A 19,102-nucleotide genomic window follows, 5' to 3' on the forward strand; every position below is an offset into this window, starting at 1 on the left:
TAGTTTTATCCAAGGAGTCGGTATGAAGGTGTTAGTTGCTGTAAAGCGTGTCGTTGATCCCTATGTAAAAGTTCGTGTCCTTAAAGATGGTAGTGGCGTTGAAACCGCTAACGTCAAAATGTCGATGAATCCTTTCTGTGAGATTGCTGTGGAAGAAGCCATAAGACTTAAAGAGTCTGGCTCTGTAGACGAAGTAGTGGTCGTGAGTATTGGTGATAAGACAGTGCAAGAAACGTTGCGCAATGCCCTTGCTTTGGGAGCTGACAGAGCGATCCATATAGAAGCGGCAGCATCACCTGAGCCTTTAGCTGTAGCAAAAATCTTGAAAGCGATGGTTGAGAAAGAACAGCCAACATTGGTTCTACTAGGTAAACAATCGATCGATACGGACAACAATCAAGTTGCGCAAATGCTAGCGGCTTTGACGAGTAGACCTCAAGGAACGTTTGCCTCGCAAGTCATACTGTCGGGTGAGCATATTGAAGTCACTAGAGAGATAGACGGGGGACTGGAGACCTTGAAACTGACATTGCCAGCCATCATCAGCACTGATTTGAGGTTGAACGAACCTCGTTATGCGTCCTTACCCAACATCATGAAAGCCAAACGCAAGCCACTCGATGTTATTGATGTTGATTCATTAGGCGTGGATTTGATGCCAAAACATCAGGTGATAGAAGTCTTGGCACCCAAAGCGCGTCCGGCAGGCGTGAAAGTCACAAATGTAGATGAGCTGATCGATAAGTTAACAAATGAAGCGAAAGTAATTTAAGCCGAAGAGTATCAAGGGGAGATAATTATGGATACGCAAATTCTTGTCATTGCAGAGCACGATAACCACAGCGTAGCGCTTGATACCTTTAAAACGCTATCCGCAGCGGCGCAAATAGGTGGTGACATTTCGGTGCTTGTCATGGGGTATCAATGTCAGGAGGTAATAGAGCGTATTGGCCACTGCGATATCGTCAAGCAAGTGATCGTCGCCGACGATGAACAATTTAGTCATTTACTTGCTGAGAACGGAGCACCAATAGCGGTGCAGCTTGCCAAAGACTTTACACATATTTTGGCTCCAGCGACGACATTTGGGAAAAATCTGCTACCACGTATTGCTGCGCTGCTCGACGTCGGCCAGCTATCTGATGTCGTGGAAATTGTGACGACAGATACGGTTATCCGTCCAATCTATGCAGGTAACGCGCTAGCGAAAGTGAAGTCGACAGAGGAAAAAATACTCATGACGATACGCGGTTCGGCGTTTGAAGCAGTGGGGCATGACCCCGCGAATCAAGCGACAGTGATAATGGTCGGTGGTCATGATGTTGGGAATGGTCTTTCTGCATTTGTCTCTCAGCAACAAAATGAAAGTGAGCGCCCTGAATTGGCGGCTGCTCGTGTTGTTATTTCAGGTGGGCGTGGCGTAGGCAGTAAAGACAACTTTACTTTGGTGGAACAGCTCGCTGATAAACTCGGTGGTGCTATTGGTGCGTCGCGAGCTGCGGTTGATGCAGGGTTTGTTTCAAATGACCTGCAAGTTGGTCAGACGGGCAAAATAGTCGCACCGGATTTGTACATTGCTATCGGTATTTCAGGCGCGATCCAACACATGGCAGGGATGAAAGACTCTAAAGTGATCGTCGCGATAAATAGTGATCCTGAAGCGCCCATTTTCCAAGTTGCGGACTACGGATTAGTAGGAGACCTGTTTGAGATTATGCCGGAGCTTATCGACAAAGTACCTTAAGAGCTTAGGTTAAATACCAAGTCGCTACTTTGCTGTTAGGACAATTCCTACAGCGCGTTTGAGGTTGGTGATTACTCGACAATGTACTTCTAAGGTATTGAATAGCTGATACTATTTACCTTTTAAGTGTGAATTGGTAGATAAGTTGTTTTCGGGCGCTAACTTTTTGTTATGAATATCGTTGATTTCGTATAGGATGCGCCACCCGCAGTTTTTCGTCGGCAACGACTAGGCAAACATGTCCGCCAATTCTCTCTATACTGACCTTTCTGGTTACTACGACCTAATGTGTGTCGATATTGATTACCAAGCGCAGAGTCATAACGTAAAACGATTGCATCAATTGTTTGGAAACCAAGGAAATACTCATCTTGATTTAGCATGTGGCACTGGCCCTCATGTTCGTCACTTTATTGATTATGGTTATCAAAGTAGTGGTTTAGATATCAATCAACCTATGTTGGACTTCGCGTCGGTTAGATGTCCGGAAGCTCATTTTTCGCTACAAAATATGAGCGAGTTTAATGTTACACAACCACTTGATTTGATTACCTGCTTTCTCTATTCGATTCATTACTGTGATGGGATAGAAAAGCTTAAACAGTGCCTCAATAGTGTGTTCAATGCTCTGTCAGTCGGTGGCGTATTTTGCTTCAATGCGGTTGATAGGTTGAAAATCAATAACCATTCTTTTGTTCAGCATTCAGCAGAGAGTGAAGGCAGTAAATTTACGTTTCGTTCAGGTTGGTATTATGAAGGGCAAGGTGAGCGTCAGGCACTTAAGCTTAACATTGAAAAAAACACGGGTGAGGAAACGCAAAGTTGGTTTGATGAGCATCCGATGGTGGCTTTTACTATCCAGGAACTAAAAGCATTGCTAGAACCGCTATTCGAAGTGCATCTGTTTGAGCATGACTATGAAAAAATCACTCCTTGGGATCAGCAATCTGGCAATGTTCTAGCGGTTTGCGTAAAGAAGTAACAGTGTCTTGCTAGGTTGTAACGAGAGTAAGTGAATCAAAGCTCGTTAAATATGCAACCTAGCTATCATATTGAACACCCTTAACTTGAAGCGAGTGCACTTCGCTTGCAGGATAATGCACTCTGTTTTAAGTCACTAAGGAATGTTTGATGGCTGGTATTACCGAGCTGGAGCAGTTACTGAGCTCTATGAGTCCATGTCTACTCGACGACGAAGTCGTATTCTGTCATGTGAAAGGGACGCTTAAGGAATATACAAAACTTGAGTTGATTGCTACCTTCATTGAAGCGGAAGGTCTCACACTTGTCCTACCTAAAGCCGAAGCCGTAAAAGCGAAGTTGAGCTTTGAGTCAGTATTTCAACAAATTACGCTTAATGTTCATTCTAGTCTAGAAGCTGTTGGTCTAACCGCAGCCGTCGCCTCAAAATTGGCGGACAAAGGCATTAGTGCCAACGTCATTGCTGCCTACTATCACGACCATATTTTTGTACCATCACTAGATGCTCAAAAAGCGTTACTAGCTTTACAAGAGTTTAGTCACGACAAATCCAGCAATGATGGGGGCATCTAATGACCGCTGCTATTAGAGCCAAAGCTGTTTGCCTTTTTCGACATAACGGAAAGGTGTTACTTGCAGAAGGTTATGACCCGGCAAAAGACCAGAACTACCTGATCCCCGTCGGTGGTGGCATTGAATTTGGTGAAACGTCACTACAGGCCGCTGAACGAGAAGTAAAAGAAGAAATCGGCGCAGATGTGACCTCCCTTGAACTTCTCGGGGTTAGTGAGAATCTCTTTACCTTCGATGGACGCACTGGACACGAGATTGTGTTTGTCTATCAGGGGCGATTTGTTGATCAAGGTTTCTATCGAAAGACTCATATCGACGGGATTGAAACTAATGGAGTGGAATTCGTCGTTAAATGGGTTGAAGAAAGCGAGTTATTAGCAGGAAAGATACCGCTGTATCCAGACGGTATCTTAGAAATGTTACGCTGAGGATAGCGAGAGAAAACGACTGGATAGATGAACAAATTGACAAGGAAATGAATATGAAACAAAGGACGTTTTCATCATGGCTGCATACTGAGCTGCCAATCATTCAAGCGCCTATGGCCGGAGTACAAGACAGTAAGCTTGCGATAGCAGTAAGCGAAGCTGGTGGTTTAGGCTCTATACCTTGTGGCATGCTTTCTAAAGAGCGTATTGTAAAAGAATTAGAGTCCATTACAGCAGCGACCGATAAACCATACAATCTCAATTTTTTCTGTCACTCAATGCCTAACTTTGATCAAGAACGCCAAGCTCAGTGGCGTAATCGACTTGCACCCTATTTTGAAGAGTTGGAACTCGATATTGCCATTCAACCTAGCATGGCAACGCGCATGCCATTTAGCGAGGATATCGCTGATGCTATTGAAGCATTTAAACCTCCTTACATTAGTTTCCATTTTGGGCTGCCGAACAAGGCTCTTACAGAACGAGTAAAAAGCTGGGGGACATGTATTTTATCTTCGGCGACTACCGTCGAAGAGGCGATTTGGTTAGAGAATAACGGAGCGGATGCGATTATTGCTCAAGGAGTAGAAGCGGGCGGTCATAGGGGAATGTTCTTAACGGATGATCTTGCTACTCAATTACCAGTCGAAGATCTTATCAAGAAAATTGTTGAGAATGTCACTGTACCCGTCGTGGCGGCTGGAGGCATCAGCACTGCTGACAAGGTTGAACACGCGTTTAACATAGGTGCTGAGGTAGTTCAGGTGGGGACCGCATTTTTATTGTGCGATGAGGCCACGACATCGGCGTTACATCGTGATGCTATCAAAAGCACTCAGTCTCAGCATACTGCAATTACCAATGTATACTCGGGGCGACCAGCACGAGGAATAGTCAATCGTGCAATGAGGGAGCTTGGTTTTGTAACACAGGAAGCACCGCAATTTCCCTATGCGTCTATCGATATCACGCAGCTCAGAGGACAGGCAGAGCAGCAAGGTAGCGCAGACTTCTCACCGCTTTGGTGTGGAGAAAGCACTGACGGTTGTAAAGAAGTATCGGCAGAAAAGATACTCAGAGATCTCGCTAGAGTCTGAGTAATTAACGTAATATTGCGATAAACCTTATTTATTCATAAACCATGGCTATTATTAAACCCGAATTACTATAGAGAAACCACAATGGATTACGACCAATTCAACGAATTTTGCGGCGCTTTCCCAGCGACCAGTCATGTTATTCAATGGGGTGATGCTCATGTCTGGAAGGTCGGTGGCAAGGTCTTCGCTATTGGGGGCTGGAACAAAGAGAGCGGGGCTGCGTTTACTTTCAAAACGTCGGATTTGAATTTTGATTTTCTTAGTGACAGTGAAGGCTATCGGCCTGCGCCATACTTTGCGAGTCGTGGAATGAAGTGGATACAGCAGGTGGAGACATCTGGTCGACTTGACGAAGAATTACAATATTACCTTAAAGAATCATATCGGTTGGTGGCGTTAGGTCTAAGTAAGAAAAAACGTGGTGAGCTAGGTATCGTGATTGACGACTAACTCACCCCGTTTAACGTTTAGTCAATAGTTGGCTGCTGCAGGTGTTCAACCAGTACTTTTACGAATCGCGCCGCTTCGCCACCAGTACAGGCTCTATGATCGAATGTGATCGACAAAGGTAGCGCTTTGATGACTATTGGCTGGCCGTCTTGTAAAACTAGTTTCTCGATAATTCGACCAGCTCCTACGATAGCGACTTGAGGCGGTGAGACGACAGGGGTCGCGAAAATTCCGGCAATGGCACCAAAGTTCGACAGTGTTATCGTCGCGTGTTGTAGTTGTTCTCTGCCTATTCGCCTGGCTCGAATGCCCTCTACAGTGTCATTTAACCAATGGCGAATTCCTTGTTGGTCAAAGCTGTCGGCGTTTCTGAGTACTGGGACATACAATCCATGGCTACTATCTACCGCGATTCCGATATTCACTTTGCTATGAACACAACGTGTCATTGTATCGGCATCAAACCATGCGTTTAAAGCCGGTTCTTTTTGGCAAGCAAAGACAACAGCTTTAATTAAACGGCCGGAAATATCCTCTTTTTGTGACCAATTGGACAACAACGCCTCTTCAGTGATCGTCACGGAAGCAACGTTGTGATGTGAATCCGCCATAGTGCCGACCATGGTGCGTCTTGCACCTTTAAGTACTTCCGTACCTGGTGTTTGTCGGTCGAGTTCGTTGTAAATATCTGTGTCAGTAATAACACCGTCGTGCCCGCTACCTTTCACCTTTAATAGGTCAACACCGAGCTTCTTAGCGAGAAGCCGAGCAGACGGCATCGCTGTGACCGTTTGTTCAGAGTTTGAATGGTGAGCAGGCCCAACCCAAAAGTCATCAACTTCAACGTGGTGTGTGTGGTTTGATACATTGCCAACAACGGTGGCTGCGTCGCTCGAGGCTGATGTAGAGTTAGTGGCAGACGCTTCCGTGACTACTTCTTCAATTTCAATCAGCAAACTGCCGATGTTGATGACGTCACCTTCCTCCCCATGACGACTGACGATTTTCCCGCTGTAAGGTGCTGGCACTTCTACAACGGCTTTCGCGGTTTCGACGGTTAAGATCACCTGATCAACCTCTACATGTTCACCAACGTTAACGTGCCATTGAACAATTTCTGACTCAGCGAGTCCTTCCCCTAAATCTGGTAATAAAAATGACTTCATTTCCAGCCCTCCACAAGTTCGCGTGCGGCAAGTGTGATGTCTTGTTCTTGAATTAAAAAATAGTCTTCGTTTTTGTAATATGGCATAACGGTGTCGAGCCCAGTAACACGCTTAGGTGGGGCTTTGAGAAGACACATAGAATGTTCGGAAACTCGAGTAATGATCTCCGCTCCAACACCGCAGCTTTGGCTCGCTTCATGGACGATAAGTAAACGTCCGGTTTTTTCCAGTGATTTAATAATGGTGTCCATATCGAGAGGCTTTATACTCGCGAGATCGATAACTTCTGCTTCAATTCCTTGCTCCGAAAGAGATTGGGCGGCTTGCAGGGTTTCAACTACACAAGCTCCCCAAGTGACGACCGTGAGATCTCGTCCTTTTCTTAGGGTGTAGCAAGTATCAAGAGGCAGAGCTTGCCCATCATTTACTACGGGTGATTTGACTGTTCGATAGATTCGCTTTGGCTCGAAAAACATTACAGGGTCGTTACTACGAATTGCAGCTAGCAGAAGTCCGTATGCTCGTTGAGGAGAGGAGGGAACAACGACCTTTAATCCAGGAATATGAGCAAACAGGGCTTCGATGCTTTCAGAGTGATGCTCAGGGGCGTGTATACCGCCACCAAACGGTGCCCGAAATACCGCAGGGCAGGTTAACCGACCTCTAGTGCGGTTTCTCATTCTTGCAGCGTGGCAAATGAGGTGTTCCATCGCAGGAAAGACAAAGCCCTGAAATTGAAATTCGGCAATAGGTCTTAACCCTTGTGTTGCCATGCCAACGGCGACGCCTCCTATTAGGGCTTCGGCAAGGGGAGTATCAATCACTCTTCTTAATCCAAATTTCTCTTTTAAACCGACAGTAGCGCGAAACACACCGCCGTTGTCTCCAACGTCTTCGCCTAGTAGCACGACGTTGTTGTCGTGCTCCATTTCATAATGAAGTGCCAAGTTAACCGCTTCAATGAGCGTGATTTCGGGAGTTTGTTGATTAATCATGTTTGCCTCCCTGCATTCGCAACGTCTTATTAATCAGCGTATCTCTTTGCGGTGCTAGCTCTTTTGTTGGGGTTTCGTAGAGATAATCGAACGCCGACTCTGGTGGTTGAGGTGGGGTGGCTAAATAACGAGTAACAGCTTCTTCAACGATGGTTTTTGCTTCTTGAGCCAGTAACTGTTCCTGTTCATCAGACCAAAGGCTTCGCGCGATTAGATAGGATTTCAGACGTTTTATTGGTTCATAGTCCCAGGCTTGTTGTAGCTCTGAATCACTACGGTAACGACTAGCATCATCAGCGGTAGTGTGGTCACTTAGTCGATAGCTGATAGCTTCAATCAAAGTGGCTCCTTTGCCCTTTCTCGCTCGATCGACCGCTTGCAAAATGGTGTCATACATCGCTATAACATCATTGCCGTCCACTGTGAGACCGGGTAATCCAGCTCCAACCGCTTTGTCTGCCAAAAATTCTGCGCCACATTGTAGCGAGCGAGGAACCGAAATCGCCCATTGGTTATTGTTGACGACAAAAATCAAAGGAATGTTCCATGCACCAGCACAGTTGAGCGATTCCAAGAAGTCGCCTTTAGACGTGGCTCCGTCTCCACAAGTTACCAAAGCGACATCGTGGTTTCCCTTAATTTTTAAGGCGGACGCCACTCCTACAGCATGAGTGCATTGTGTGGCAATAGGAACGCAGAAGGGAAGATCGGTGCATGGTGAGCCATCGTCAAATTGGAAATCACTGCCTCGCTCATCGCCTCCCCAGTATTGGAGGTTTTTCTCTATAGCGATACCACGTACCCAGAGAGCGGGCATATCACGATAATAAGGAACGAAGATGTCTGATCTTGTGAGAGCGTGACCGACGGCGATACCTATGGCTTCTGCGCCAAGGTGGGACGGGTAGGTACCAAGTTTGCCGGTTCGCTGAAGAGCAACGGCTTTTGCATCGTATGTTCTCGCAACTACCATGTCGCGATAGAACTGAAGTAAGGTGTTCTCATCTGCCCAGTGGGGCAACGGCTTAACGAGATTACCTTGGTAGTCGATAAAACGATGCATGGGTAATGCTTGTACGTTCATCTCGAACTCCTTTTCGCACGCTCCGATAAGAGCTAGTGCTAGAAAATCCCAGGGTATAACCTTGATTTTTGTTTTCAGACATGATGGTAATCGTCTGAAGACAAAAGAATCATTGATACTATAAGTGTAATCAAATTGTTAAAAAGTGCCGCATTTAGATGCCCTGATACTAGTAAAATTAACCTTACAGGGGTACTTATGTGAATTAATATATGGATTTGGAAATGAAATATGGTGATATCGACTGGGTTTGAACGGGTGCAATTGTTTGGTGTGATATATGTCACTGGTATTACCTGTTGTAATTTCGTGTAGAGGTTGTGCAACTACAACAGGTTTTCTGCCATATGTGGGTCTTGAGTTCTAGATCTCTTCACATAGTTCGAGTGGTAGACCGTCAGGATCTTGGAAAAACGTAAAACGCTTACCCGTGTATTCATCAATTCGTATTGGTTCTACGTCAATATCATTTGCTTTTAGATAATCGACGATTTGCTCGAGCTTGGTGACATTAAACGCTAAATGTCTTAAACCCTTAGCCTCTGGAAAGCTAGGTCGATCAGGTGCACCAGGGAAAGTGAACAGCTCAAGTTGCGTGCCATCAGGTAAGGCGAGATCCAATTTGTAGGAGTCTCGATGTTCGCGGTAGTTCTCGTCGATGATTTCCAGCTTTAGTATGTTGACATAAAAGTGTTTCGATTTTTCGTAGTCGGAACAAATGATGGCGGTGTGATGGATCCCATTAAGCATTTTGTCTTCCGTCGTTGATTGGTTAATTGGTTAGCTTCGAAGGTAGTTCCTTGACGACATAGTCAATAAACACACGCAAGCGGGCCGGCATGTATTTGGTTTGTGCGTATTGGAGTGCAACAGCTCCATGGTAGTTACTCTTAATGGTCCAATCTGAGAGGACAGGCACAACACTGCCATCTTCTATGGCTTCAGAAATAACAAAATCATGAAATATTCCGATGCCGAGACCTTGTTTAACGCCATGGAGGCGCATCTGAGAGTGGTTGATGGCATAGCGTCCTGATACTTTTACAGTATGAAACTCATCGTCTTTGAGAAAATCCCAAATGTTGTCGCGTTCCGTTTCGGCAAGATAGAGGCAGTCATGTTTCTCAAGATCACTTGGTGTATAGGGCAGTCCACGCTTAGCAATGTAATCGGGACTGGCACACAGTACGAGGTTGGTTGGTCCTAACTCTTTCATAACGAGGTTTTCGTCTGGTTTGTCAGTGAGCTTGAATGCAACGTCGATGCCCATGCGCAACAGGTCGATTTCGCCATCAACGGCACGAACTTTCAATTGAATCTCCGGATATCGCACTAGGAAGGGAGTAATAAAAGGTTGTAATACTGAGTTAAGAAACGCTTCCGGTGCGGCGACAGTAATAGACCCGCTTGGCTCAGTATGGTCGGATTGAGAGACGTCAATGGCCTGTTGTGCCGCGTTCACCATTAACACACTTTGGTCGTAAACTTTTTGCCCAGCCTGAGTGATAACCAACTTTCGCGTGGTGCGCTCAAACAACTTTGCCGATAGCGCACTTTCGAGACGAGTAATGGTTTTAGATAGCGCGGATGGTGTGACCCCTAGCTTTTTTGCGGCGGCGGTAAAGCTGCCTTCGTTTACCACCAAAATAAAAGACGCGAGGTCAGGTAGTAAACTCAATAACTTATGGCTGAACATTATTGTTGCCTCAGATTCACTAATGGTTTTCCATCTTAAGGGATAATCGTTTGCACCACAATGAACTAAAATGATTCCAATCTAGATATAAGGCGAATCAATACGCTGTAAATATCACCTCCCTACATAACCTATTGATAAATAGGATAGAAAAAGGAATCCACTATGTCTTCTGCGTTTTACAAGCAAATCCAAGAGCAAATTGAAGAAGTAAAAGCTGAAGGACTTTACAAGTCTGAGCGCATCATCACTTCTCAACAACAAGCGGCTGTTGAAATCTCAACAGGTGAAGAAGTACTAAACTTCTGCGCGAACAACTATCTTGGCCTTGCAAACCATCCTGCACTTATCGACGCTGGTAAAGCGGGCATGGATAAAAACGGCTTTGGTATGGCTTCAGTTCGTTTTATCTGTGGTACTCAAGACATTCACAAAGAACTTGAGCAGAAACTGTCTACATTCCTAGGTAAAGAAGACACTATCCTTTACACATCATGCTTCGATGCAAACACAGGTTTGTTCGAAACTATCTTGGGTAAAGAAGATGCCATCATTTCTGATGCGCTAAACCACGCTTCTATCATTGACGGTGTCCGTTTGTGTAAAGCAATGCGTTACCGTTACTCTAATAACAATATGGAAGAGCTTGAGCAGCAACTGATCGCTGCTAACGAAGCAGGTGCTCGCCATAAGCTAATCGTAACTGACGGTGTATTCTCGATGGACGGTGTGGTTGCAAACCTTCCTGCAATCTGCGATTTGGCAGATAAGTACGATGCACTAGTGATGGTTGATGACTCTCACGCAGTTGGCTTCATGGGTAAGAACGGCGCGGGTACACATGAATTTCACGACGTTGTAGACCGTATCGACATTATCACTGGTACGCTAGGTAAAGCGATGGGTGGTGCGTCAGGTGGCTATACTTCTGGTAAGAAAGAAGTGATTGACTGGCTACGTCAGCGTTCACGTCCATACCTGTTCTCTAACTCTGTAGCTCCAGCTATCGTAAATGCGTCTATCCGTGTTCTAGACCTGCTACAAGAGAGTGGTGACCTACGTGAGCGCCTATGGGAGAACGCAGCACATTTCCGTACTCGTATGGAAGGCGCAGGTTTCACTATGGGTGGTGCCGACCACGCAATCATTCCAATCATGCTAGGCGACGCAAAAGTAGCTGCAGAGTTTGCTGAGCGTGCGTTAGCGAAAGGTATCTACGTTATTGGTTTCTCTTTCCCAGTAGTACCTAAGGGCCAAGCTCGTATTCGTACTCAAATGTCTGCGGCTCATTCTCGTGAGCAACTTGATCGCGCTATCGATGCATTCATCGAAGTTGGCAAGGATATGGGTCTTATCTAAGGTTTTTAGGGTTTCAGGTTTAGAACCTGGAACCTGTCTTTAAGGTTACATTATGAAAATTAAAGCGCTATCTAAGCTAAAGCCTGAGCAAGGTATTTGGATGACTGAAGTGGACAAGCCTGAACTTGGTCACAACGACATTCTAATTCGTATTAAGAAAACGGCAATTTGTGGTACTGATGTACACATCTATAACTGGGATGAGTGGTCACAAAACACGATTCCTGTTCCTATGGTTGTCGGCCACGAATATGTAGGTGAAGTAGTTGGTATTGGCCAAGAAGTTCGTGGTTTCGAAATTGGTGACCGCGTATCTGGCGAGGGCCACATTACTTGCGGACACTGCCGTAACTGCCGTGGCGGTCGTACTCACCTATGCCGCAACACAGTTGGTGTTGGTGTAAACCGCACTGGTGCGTTCTCTGAATACTTGGTTATTCCAGCGTTCAATGCGTTTAAGATCCCTGAAGGTATCTCTGACGATCTAGCATCTATTTTTGACCCGTTCGGAAACGCTGTTCACACTGCGCTGTCGTTTGACCTAGTTGGTGAAGATGTACTGATCACGGGCGCTGGCCCTATCGGCATTATGGCCGCTGCGGTTGCCAAGCACGTAGGTGCGCGCCACGTAGTTATTACTGACGTTAACGAATACCGTCTAGATCTTGCAAGACAGATGGGTGTAACACGTGCCGTAAACGTTGCAAAAGAAAACCTAAAAGATGTGATGGAAGAACTAGGCATGACTGAAGGCTTCGATGTAGGTCTTGAAATGTCTGGTGTTCAAGCGGCATTTAGTTCAATGCTTGAAACCATGAACCACGGTGGTCGTATCGCACTACTAGGTATTCCACCATCAGACATGGGTATCGATTGGAACCAAGTGATCTTCAAAGGTCTGGTGATCAAAGGTATCTACGGCCGTGAAATGTTCGAAACATGGTATAAGATGGCAAGCTTGATTCAATCTGGCTTAGATCTGACGCCAATTATCACTCACCATTACAAGATTGATGATTTTCAAGAAGGCTTCGACGTCATGCGTAGCGGGCAGTCTGGGAAAGTTATTCTCGATTGGGAATAACTTCAGGGCATATAGTGAAATAAAAGAGCCAGAGAAGTATCTCTGGCTCTTTTATTTAATAAATAGCGACTAATTGTTTTGCTCTTTATCTCTATTTTCGTAGTAGTCCCAAACGGTGTAACGTTCGTCGTCAGAGATAACGCAGTAAGGTACACGTTTACCTTCTTCTGAGAATCTTTCTAATTTATGCCCTTGCTCAACGCAGTAAACATAAGCAGGGTCACTTTCAACCGTTATTTCGTCTACATCGTATTTATCTGGCTCGCTCGCACAACCAGCCATAACTCCCACCGCTAATGCGCCAATCACCCATTGTAACTTTTTCATTCTTTCTCCTAGTTGGAATTCACGCTTTGAGTTAAGTGTAGGAGATTTCAAAGGAAAAGTGTTTTGATTGAGTCAAATTATTCAATATTTTATGAGAATGACAGGTCAATTGTCGTTTCGTTCCTAAAATTCCTACAGACGTTGCTTCATTGATTAAATAAAAACAAAAACGGTGAGTATGAAACTCACCGTTTAGTCGCTTCAAAGTGCTAAATATACTTGTTACCTTCGCCAAAACGGTAGATAAGACGAGTTCCCCATAGTTGGTCTCGAGCACCAGAATTACGATGGTAAGCGTATTTCCAGTCAGCCTGTAGAGACCAATTGGCATTGAGGGAATAGTGAACGCCGGTACCAATGTTCCATTGTAGCTTTTTAGTATCGCGGTCTTTATCCAACATGGCTTCACCTACGCCGGCATTTAAATAAGGTTTAAATGCGCTGCCGGGCATAAAGTAGTACTGAACATCTAGGCTATAGTTCTCATAGATGTGCTTTTCGTTGCTTACCGTCGATTCATAATTTCCTTGCATATAGCCTAAGCGAGTAGAGAACTGCTCTGTGAAGTACAAGCCCAATGTGAAGGCAGGTGCAAAGTCGTTTTTCAGGTTACGTTCTTTATCCAATTGCGGGTACGCAAAGCCGGCACTCACACCAACGATACCGTAGGTAACTGGGTCGTCTGTGTACTGGTGATAGTTCTTTTTCTGTCTACGTTTAAGGCTATCATCCGTTTCACCTGCACCAAAGGCATAGTTAACTTGCATTTGGTACTTAGTCTCTACTTCACCATTGCGCATGACATTGGAATGAACGCCGACGAAACCAGTACCAGCTTTAATTACTTCGCGCCCTGCAATGTTGTTTACGCCTCGCCCCAGGCTATCAACAGGGTCGAGGAAGAACAAAGCTGTTGAACCTAGGGCATCAGAACCCCAAACAGTCCCTCCTCGTAAGCGAATTTCTTTTTCTTTATTGAATGCCCATTCACCATATACCCAGCCAAGGGTAGGGGTAACGACCAAATCTTGAATTGATGGGATTTCTGCAAAGGCTTCGATACCATATTCCCAATAGAAAGTGGACATAAGTGTGGAATACATAAACGCATCCCACTGTCTATAACCAGATTTTCGAGCAGCTTGGTAATAAACACCACCAAAATATGGGTGTCCGATGTAGTTGATAATGTGATCATCGCGATCCCATACAGGCCCCGAGCGCACGTTATCCCACCACTTATTCATTAATTGAATATCATCTTTTTCCCAGTTAGTAATAGATTCGGGCATCAGTGCTAAGACACCTGCTACACCAACGCCATACGCAAAGATAGATTTAGTTTGAGACCAAAGCCTTTCACTGTCTTCGCCATTTTGAGGGTTAAACAGAGAAACGCGATATGGAGAATCATAGAAGTTTGTTGGGTTGTCAGACTCATTTGCTATACGCAACTCTTCAAAGCTACTGTTAGTGGATATGGAACGGTATCCAAGGCTATTCAGTTGTGCAGACTGAGTTGAACTGAGACCTGAGTCAGATAGCTTGTGATCTTCTGCGATGGCTTGTTGAACAAAATCTTGCTGAGAAATAGCAGGACTATGATTATCAGAACTATGATTATCAGAGGATAATGTGTCATCTTGAGCGAAAGTCGTTGGAACGGCGACTAAGATGGATAATGCGATTAACGATTTTTGAAGTTTCATATTGTAAGAGGAACTTGGCAAACGAATTTATAATATTAGTTGCTTAAGGTCCCTTTAAGCGAGGGAGCAATAATACAGCGTTCATTTATGTTAGTCGCTTATTTAGTCAGGACAAAACTGTGTCTAAGTGTAAATGAATGTTTTTGTGATAGACTTCTCGCAATATTTCATAGGTTAGCAGGTTACAAGTGAGACAAATTACCACGGCTATTCATCCTGATATTGAACATCTCGATGACAAAAAGATTATCAAACGTAATGCAACTCGCGCTATTGCGATTGATGGTGAGAATATTTTGCTGTTGTTTACTGAGCGTTATCATGATTACTCTCTTCCGGGCGGTGGATTAGATGAAGGCGAGGACGTTATTGCAGGTATGGTGAGAGAACTAGAAGAAGAAACGGGTGCCCAAAATATCCATTCCATAAAGCCTTTTGGAATTTATGAAGAATTTCGTCCATGGTATAAAGATGATGCTGATGTAATGCACATGATTTCTTACTGTTATTCATGCAAAGTCGACCGAGAGCTTGGTGCGACTGCTTACGAAGATTATGAAGTAAAGAACGGTATGAAAGCGGTTTGGATAAACATCCACGAGGCAATCGCCTTTAATGAAAAGACCATTGCAGAAAGCGATAAAAAAGGGATGAGCATTGAAAGGGAAACCTACTTGCTACACTTGATCGCACAAGAAATGCTATAGAGCTAAGGGATTAAACAATGAAATTGATGACTAAAGACGACAATTTCTTTTTCTTGCTTGGTTCTCTGTTGGTATTGTTTTTCTTAAGTGCGGTCGTTCATCAATTTAAAGATGAAGCTCAAGACTATGTTCTCGCGTTACTCATCCTTTGTATGAGTACGTCGATCGTCGGCGTACACAGAAAACAGACATTTTATCGATCTTGGTATGCGGTAATGATAACTGTGGTCGTGATTTCAGGTAGTATCTCTATATTTGAAGACTATGACCTGTCCCTCATCACCATGTTTGCAATGCTGTTCTTCGTCTTAGCGCAAACCTTTTCCGCGCTGAAGCAGGTGATGACACCTAAGAAAGTTACGCTAAATCAGATTGTGGGCTCTATTTGCGTTTACTTGCTTTTTGGTTTGTCATTTGCATTTATCTACCTGATTCAGCTTGAGCTGTTCGTTGCTCCCTTTAACGGTTTGGAGGCGAAGCCATGGCTGGATAACCTTTTCGAAGTCATCTATTTTAGTTTTATCACATTAACGACTGTTGGCTATGGAGACATCTCTCCAGCACTTGCGATTCCGAAGTTTTTTGTGTTTCTAGAATCAATTACGGGTAGCTTCTATCTAGCGATAATGGTTGCAAGTTTAGTGAGCAGCCATCTGTCCCAAAAGGAAGTCCATTAGTACTCAGATAGAGCAGCGACTGGCTGCTCTTTTCATTTCAGCTTGCCTCATTGGCATAGCATCAATGGTTTCCTTTACTAAGGCCCAATCTGTTTTTGCTCCCCAGCGAAGTTTTTCCGAGCCATCTTTACCGATTAGAACAGCTGCATGCTCGCCTTTGTTGATTCCATACATTTTGATCAGTGTGGAGTAGTCAAACGTCTCTTTAACCCATGCAGGGGAGGAGAAACCATCCTCGGTAATAACCAGAGTAACTACATCTCTTTCGTCTAACGAGCACTCATTAGTAAGAGTACCCAGCAAAAATTCCTTCACTTTGTCGTCATTGCTGGGTGCAAAGTACATGACGCTACGATGCGACATATCGTAATGAACCTCTCCAGAGCGCTTTGACCCATATTCTGGATAACCACAGGCGGTGCCGCTCAACAATGTCAACAGAGCGATTAGTCCAACATTTCTCATCGTTACCTCCTAAAGCTATCTCAGTGATTATACGTTAAGTTTAGCAATTGAGTTTTCTATTGCTAAAACAATCAAACATGATTTCTGGTATCATGGACGGCAAATTGATAAAGATGTTCATTATGGAATCAATAGCGATATTTGTAGATGTACAAAATGTCTACTACACCACTCGTCAGGCGTTCGGTCGCCGCTTTGACTACAATGCGCTTTGGGCTAAGCTGAGCCAAAGTTATCGAATTGACATTGCGAGAGCCTACGCCATTTCGTCAACTGATCCTAAGCAAAGGCAGTTTCATCACATTTTAAGAGGCATTGGTTTTAATGTTCAGCTAAAGCCCTTTATTCAGCGTTTAGATGGCAGCGCAAAAGGAGATTGGGATGTAGGGTTGGCTTTGGATGTGTACGAAACCGCAAATAGTGTAGATAGAATCGTCCTGATATCTGGAGATGGCGACTTTCAAGTTTTGGTGGAACGTATCCAGCAGAGATTTAACACCAAAGTTACGGTAGCTGGTGTGAGATCGTTGACGGCCAATAACCTAATCCAAGCAGCTGACGACTATATTGAAATTGATTCTGATTTGTTGATAGGTCAGTAGAATGAAAAGTAAGCTTCTCGTAGGCGCACTGGCCACAGAGTTCAAAACGGTTTCTGCAATGATGCGCATTTATTGCAAAAAGCATCATGGAAGTAATGATGAGTTGTGTGAAGATTGCAAATCATTGCTGGTCTATGCTGAGACGAAACTTGATCGTTGTCCATATGGTGAGTCAAAACCGACCTGTAATAAATGTCCAATACACTGCTATAAGCCAGAACCTAAAGCTCAGATGAAAGAAGTCATGGTTTATTCTGGACCAAGGATGTTACTGCCACACCCGATCTTATCAATTCGTCACCTTTTGCACGAGAGAAGAGAAGTACCTAAAAAGCCAGAGGCAGGGCAGTCTAATCGCGCGAAACGTAAAGTTAAGTAAGCGCGCTGGATAGCTAATGGAATTATGAGCCTGCGAGCGCAATAACGTGTGAAACAAGGACACCCAATGTTAAATGATTGCGCAGAGTTGAGTAGGTTGAAGGGAAGGATGAACCTGCCGTAGATAACTTGATTTTCTCTACGGCCCAAACACAGATATACCCTACCATTGATACTACTAATGCTAGCTGAAACTGTTGTGGAGCAATCAAAATAACCAGCCAAGCCATCAAACAAATCAGATTGCTGAGTAAAAGCATAGGCAGCGACAGTGGTTTGTTTTCGCCAGACAAGGCATGTGACCACAGAATGCCACACAAAAAGCTCAATATAATCCCACTGTACGCGATGAAGACTATTCTGGTATTTATGCCGAAAAGTTCTGCATTGGTATTAAAACTAGCGATACAAAGCGCAAAGGGGATTAATCCGAGATAACCCAACCAGTTCATCATCTTTACAAGTTGGAGTCGCTCCTTTTCAGTCATGGTGGCTTCCTATTATTACTTGAATATCAACAAGTTTAAGACGAGAAATACTAAGATGCTAACTATTGTCGTTAATAAAACATTTTTGGTTACCCATGCCATAGCAACAGCAAACGTTGCGGCGAGCATGTAAGGTAAGTTATCCGCAAGTGACAATTCGCCATGAGGTAGAAATACTATAGGCCCCCAAATAGCGGTTAGAACAGCAGGACTCGCGTAACTTAAAAATCGCTGAGCAGAACTACTCAACCGCAACGGTACTGTAGGTTCTAAGAACAAATAACGACTTAGAAATACTACGGCGGTCAATACTAAAATAACTAAATACGTCATCGTTTGAGTCTCTCTTCACTTACATAACCGACTGTCATTCCAATTAGGCTTGCCAAAACTAAACCCATACCAATATCAAGCGCGGCAAACGCGACAGATGCCAAAAGAGCTGACAATGCTGCTAGGAAAATTGGCGTCGTTTTTATATTGGGCACTACAATAGCAATGAACGTTGCCGCTACCGCGAACTCTAAACCGTATTGCTGTAAATCTGGTATTTGTGATCCTATGACGATACCGATGAAGGTTGCGATATTCCATATCAAATAAAATGATAGTCCCGCTCCGAGTGCGTACCAACGGTCAAACTTTTTAGGGTCGTGGTGGCCGCAAAGAGCGAACAGTTCATCGGTGAGCAAGAAGCCGAGCACGACTCGCCAACGTAACGGTAAGACAGAAATATGATTTCTCATTGAGAGACCATATAGAAAATGTCGTGAGGTAATAAAGAAAATGGTGATGACCATAGCTAACAAGGTCGCGCCAGACTTAATCATCCCCATAGCAACAAGTTGAGCCGCTCCAGCAAACAGAATTGCGCTCATCGCTTGTCCTTCTAGTGGTGATAAACCAGAATCAATAGCAAATGAACCTGCTAGAAACCCCCATGGTACCACCGCTAGACTGAGCGGCATCATCGCTATGGTTCCTTGGATGAGCCTCTTGAATTTAGTTGTAGAACTTTCCATATAACACTCCTTTGTAAGCAAGAGATTGTATTTGGAATGTCAATTTTCAAGTGTGTAGATATATGAA

General features: G+C 44.4%; 24 protein-coding genes. 13 read left to right on the forward strand and 11 right to left on the reverse strand.

The genetic code is table 11. The features are described from left to right. The first annotated feature begins 22 nt into the window (after positions 1-22). From HW45_RS09945 to HW45_RS09975, 7 genes are all read left to right on the forward strand, one after another. Positions 23-772: an electron transfer flavoprotein subunit beta/FixA family protein gene (locus tag HW45_RS09945; protein ID WP_038226733.1), complete on the forward strand. Its 750-nt coding sequence runs from the start codon at positions 23-25 to the stop codon at positions 770-772. A gap of 27 nt (positions 773-799) precedes the next feature. After that, on the forward strand, positions 800-1,744 hold the full coding sequence (locus HW45_RS09950; protein ID WP_200874574.1) for an electron transfer flavoprotein subunit alpha/FixB family protein: 945 nt from the start codon (positions 800-802) through the stop codon (positions 1,742-1,744). Between the two features lie 238 nt (positions 1,745-1,982). Beyond that, positions 1,983-2,726, forward strand: coding sequence for a class I SAM-dependent DNA methyltransferase (locus tag HW45_RS09955; RefSeq protein ID WP_038226737.1), 744 nt, complete (start codon positions 1,983-1,985; stop codon positions 2,724-2,726). A 149-nt stretch (positions 2,727-2,875) separates the two neighbouring features. After that, positions 2,876-3,298 (forward strand): ACT domain-containing protein, encoded by a 423-nt coding sequence (locus HW45_RS09960; protein ID WP_038226740.1) that lies wholly within the window; start codon positions 2,876-2,878, stop codon positions 3,296-3,298. Beyond that, on the forward strand, positions 3,298-3,726 hold the full coding sequence (locus tag HW45_RS09965; protein WP_038226743.1) for an NUDIX hydrolase: 429 nt from the start codon (positions 3,298-3,300) through the stop codon (positions 3,724-3,726). Before HW45_RS09960 ends, HW45_RS09965 begins: the two co-directional genes overlap by 1 nt. 53 nt (positions 3,727-3,779) lie before the next feature. Then, positions 3,780-4,823 (forward strand): NAD(P)H-dependent flavin oxidoreductase, encoded by a 1,044-nt coding sequence (locus tag HW45_RS09970; protein WP_051867976.1) that lies wholly within the window; start codon positions 3,780-3,782, stop codon positions 4,821-4,823. Positions 4,824-4,907: 84 nt separating this feature from the next. Continuing rightward, positions 4,908-5,276 (forward strand): MmcQ/YjbR family DNA-binding protein, encoded by a 369-nt coding sequence (locus HW45_RS09975; RefSeq protein WP_006074345.1) that lies wholly within the window; start codon positions 4,908-4,910, stop codon positions 5,274-5,276. Between the two features lie 17 nt (positions 5,277-5,293). On the opposite strand, the gene HW45_RS09980 is transcribed toward HW45_RS09975, so the two are convergent. The 5 genes from HW45_RS09980 to HW45_RS10000 all read right to left on the reverse strand — a co-directional run bounded on the left by HW45_RS09980 (position 5,294) and on the right by HW45_RS10000 (position 10,217). Continuing rightward, complete coding sequence (locus tag HW45_RS09980) at positions 5,294-6,442, reverse strand: dihydrolipoamide acetyltransferase family protein (protein ID WP_038226746.1); 1,149 nt, start codon at positions 6,440-6,442, stop codon at positions 5,294-5,296. Then, a complete protein-coding gene (locus tag HW45_RS09985) occupies positions 6,439-7,437 on the reverse strand; it encodes an alpha-ketoacid dehydrogenase subunit beta (protein ID WP_038226748.1) in 999 nt (332 codons plus the stop codon). Before HW45_RS09985 ends, HW45_RS09980 begins: the two co-directional genes overlap by 4 nt. After that, the gene (gene pdhA, locus HW45_RS09990; protein ID WP_038226749.1) at positions 7,430-8,521 is read right to left on the reverse strand and encodes a pyruvate dehydrogenase (acetyl-transferring) E1 component subunit alpha; all 1,092 of its coding nucleotides are present in this window, start codon (positions 8,519-8,521) and stop codon (positions 7,430-7,432) included. Before pdhA ends, HW45_RS09985 begins: the two co-directional genes overlap by 8 nt. Before the next feature lie 363 nt (positions 8,522-8,884). After that, complete coding sequence (gene gloA2 / locus HW45_RS09995; protein WP_038226750.1) at positions 8,885-9,271, reverse strand: SMU1112c/YaeR family gloxylase I-like metalloprotein; 387 nt, start codon at positions 9,269-9,271, stop codon at positions 8,885-8,887. A 22-nt stretch (positions 9,272-9,293) separates the two neighbouring features. Beyond that, positions 9,294-10,217, reverse strand: coding sequence for a LysR family transcriptional regulator (locus tag HW45_RS10000; RefSeq protein ID WP_038226751.1), 924 nt, complete (start codon positions 10,215-10,217; stop codon positions 9,294-9,296). A gap of 165 nt (positions 10,218-10,382) precedes the next feature. On the opposite strand from HW45_RS10000, the gene HW45_RS10005 reads away from it, so the two are divergent. Both HW45_RS10005 and tdh read left to right on the forward strand, forming a co-directional pair. Continuing rightward, positions 10,383-11,576, forward strand: coding sequence for a glycine C-acetyltransferase (locus HW45_RS10005; protein WP_006072831.1), 1,194 nt, complete (start codon positions 10,383-10,385; stop codon positions 11,574-11,576). Positions 11,577-11,628: 52 nt separating this feature from the next. Then, the gene (gene tdh / locus HW45_RS10010) at positions 11,629-12,660 is read left to right on the forward strand and encodes an L-threonine 3-dehydrogenase (protein ID WP_038226752.1); all 1,032 of its coding nucleotides are present in this window, start codon (positions 11,629-11,631) and stop codon (positions 12,658-12,660) included. 69 nt (positions 12,661-12,729) lie between these two features. Here the strand turns inward: tdh and HW45_RS10015 are convergent, their stop codons facing one another. Both HW45_RS10015 and HW45_RS10020 read right to left on the reverse strand, forming a co-directional pair. Beyond that, on the reverse strand, positions 12,730-12,987 hold the full coding sequence (locus HW45_RS10015; RefSeq protein WP_006072829.1) for a putative hemolysin: 258 nt from the start codon (positions 12,985-12,987) through the stop codon (positions 12,730-12,732). A gap of 209 nt (positions 12,988-13,196) precedes the next feature. Then, positions 13,197-14,696, reverse strand: a complete 1,500-nt coding sequence (locus tag HW45_RS10020) for a DUF3943 domain-containing protein (protein WP_038226754.1) — start codon at positions 14,694-14,696, stop codon at positions 13,197-13,199. A gap of 188 nt (positions 14,697-14,884) precedes the next feature. Here HW45_RS10020 and HW45_RS10025 point away from each other — a divergent pair, with 188 nt between their 5' ends. Next, positions 14,885-15,403, forward strand: a complete 519-nt coding sequence (locus HW45_RS10025) for an NUDIX hydrolase (RefSeq protein WP_038226757.1) — start codon at positions 14,885-14,887, stop codon at positions 15,401-15,403. A 17-nt stretch (positions 15,404-15,420) separates the two neighbouring features. Beyond that, on the forward strand, positions 15,421-16,080 hold the full coding sequence (locus HW45_RS10030) for a potassium channel family protein (RefSeq protein WP_038226760.1): 660 nt from the start codon (positions 15,421-15,423) through the stop codon (positions 16,078-16,080). Between the two features lie 3 nt (positions 16,081-16,083). Here HW45_RS10030 and HW45_RS10035 read toward each other — a convergent pair whose 3' ends face one another. Then, positions 16,084-16,545 (reverse strand): DUF4174 domain-containing protein, encoded by a 462-nt coding sequence (locus HW45_RS10035; protein WP_038226762.1) that lies wholly within the window; start codon positions 16,543-16,545, stop codon positions 16,084-16,086. A gap of 122 nt (positions 16,546-16,667) precedes the next feature. Between HW45_RS10035 and HW45_RS10040 the strand changes: the two genes are divergently transcribed. Both HW45_RS10040 and HW45_RS10045 read left to right on the forward strand, forming a co-directional pair. Further along, positions 16,668-17,147 carry a LabA-like NYN domain-containing protein gene (locus tag HW45_RS10040; RefSeq protein ID WP_031496709.1) on the forward strand — a complete coding sequence of 160 codons (480 nt, stop codon included), beginning with the start codon at positions 16,668-16,670 and terminating at the stop codon, positions 17,145-17,147. Position 17,148: 1 nt separating this feature from the next. Then, positions 17,149-17,526, forward strand: a complete 378-nt coding sequence (locus HW45_RS10045) for a nitrous oxide-stimulated promoter family protein (protein ID WP_038226764.1) — start codon at positions 17,149-17,151, stop codon at positions 17,524-17,526. A 22-nt stretch (positions 17,527-17,548) separates the two neighbouring features. On the opposite strand, the gene HW45_RS10050 is transcribed toward HW45_RS10045, so the two are convergent. Genes HW45_RS10050 through HW45_RS10060 form a run of 3 tightly spaced genes read right to left on the reverse strand, consistent with a single transcriptional unit; the run spans position 17,549 to position 19,035 of the window. Further along, complete coding sequence (locus tag HW45_RS10050) at positions 17,549-18,013, reverse strand: DUF3429 domain-containing protein (protein WP_051867978.1); 465 nt, start codon at positions 18,011-18,013, stop codon at positions 17,549-17,551. A gap of 15 nt (positions 18,014-18,028) precedes the next feature. Next, positions 18,029-18,346 (reverse strand): AzlD domain-containing protein, encoded by a 318-nt coding sequence (locus HW45_RS10055; protein ID WP_038226766.1) that lies wholly within the window; start codon positions 18,344-18,346, stop codon positions 18,029-18,031. Continuing rightward, positions 18,343-19,035, reverse strand: coding sequence for an AzlC family ABC transporter permease (locus HW45_RS10060; RefSeq protein ID WP_081875789.1), 693 nt, complete (start codon positions 19,033-19,035; stop codon positions 18,343-18,345). Before HW45_RS10060 ends, HW45_RS10055 begins: the two co-directional genes overlap by 4 nt. Between the last annotated feature and the right edge of the window lie 67 nt (positions 19,036-19,102).

The sequence above is a fragment of the Vibrio sp. ER1A genome (assembly GCF_000733315.1).
In the GTDB taxonomy this organism is placed as follows: Bacteria; Pseudomonadota; Gammaproteobacteria; order Enterobacterales; family Vibrionaceae; genus Vibrio; species Vibrio mediterranei.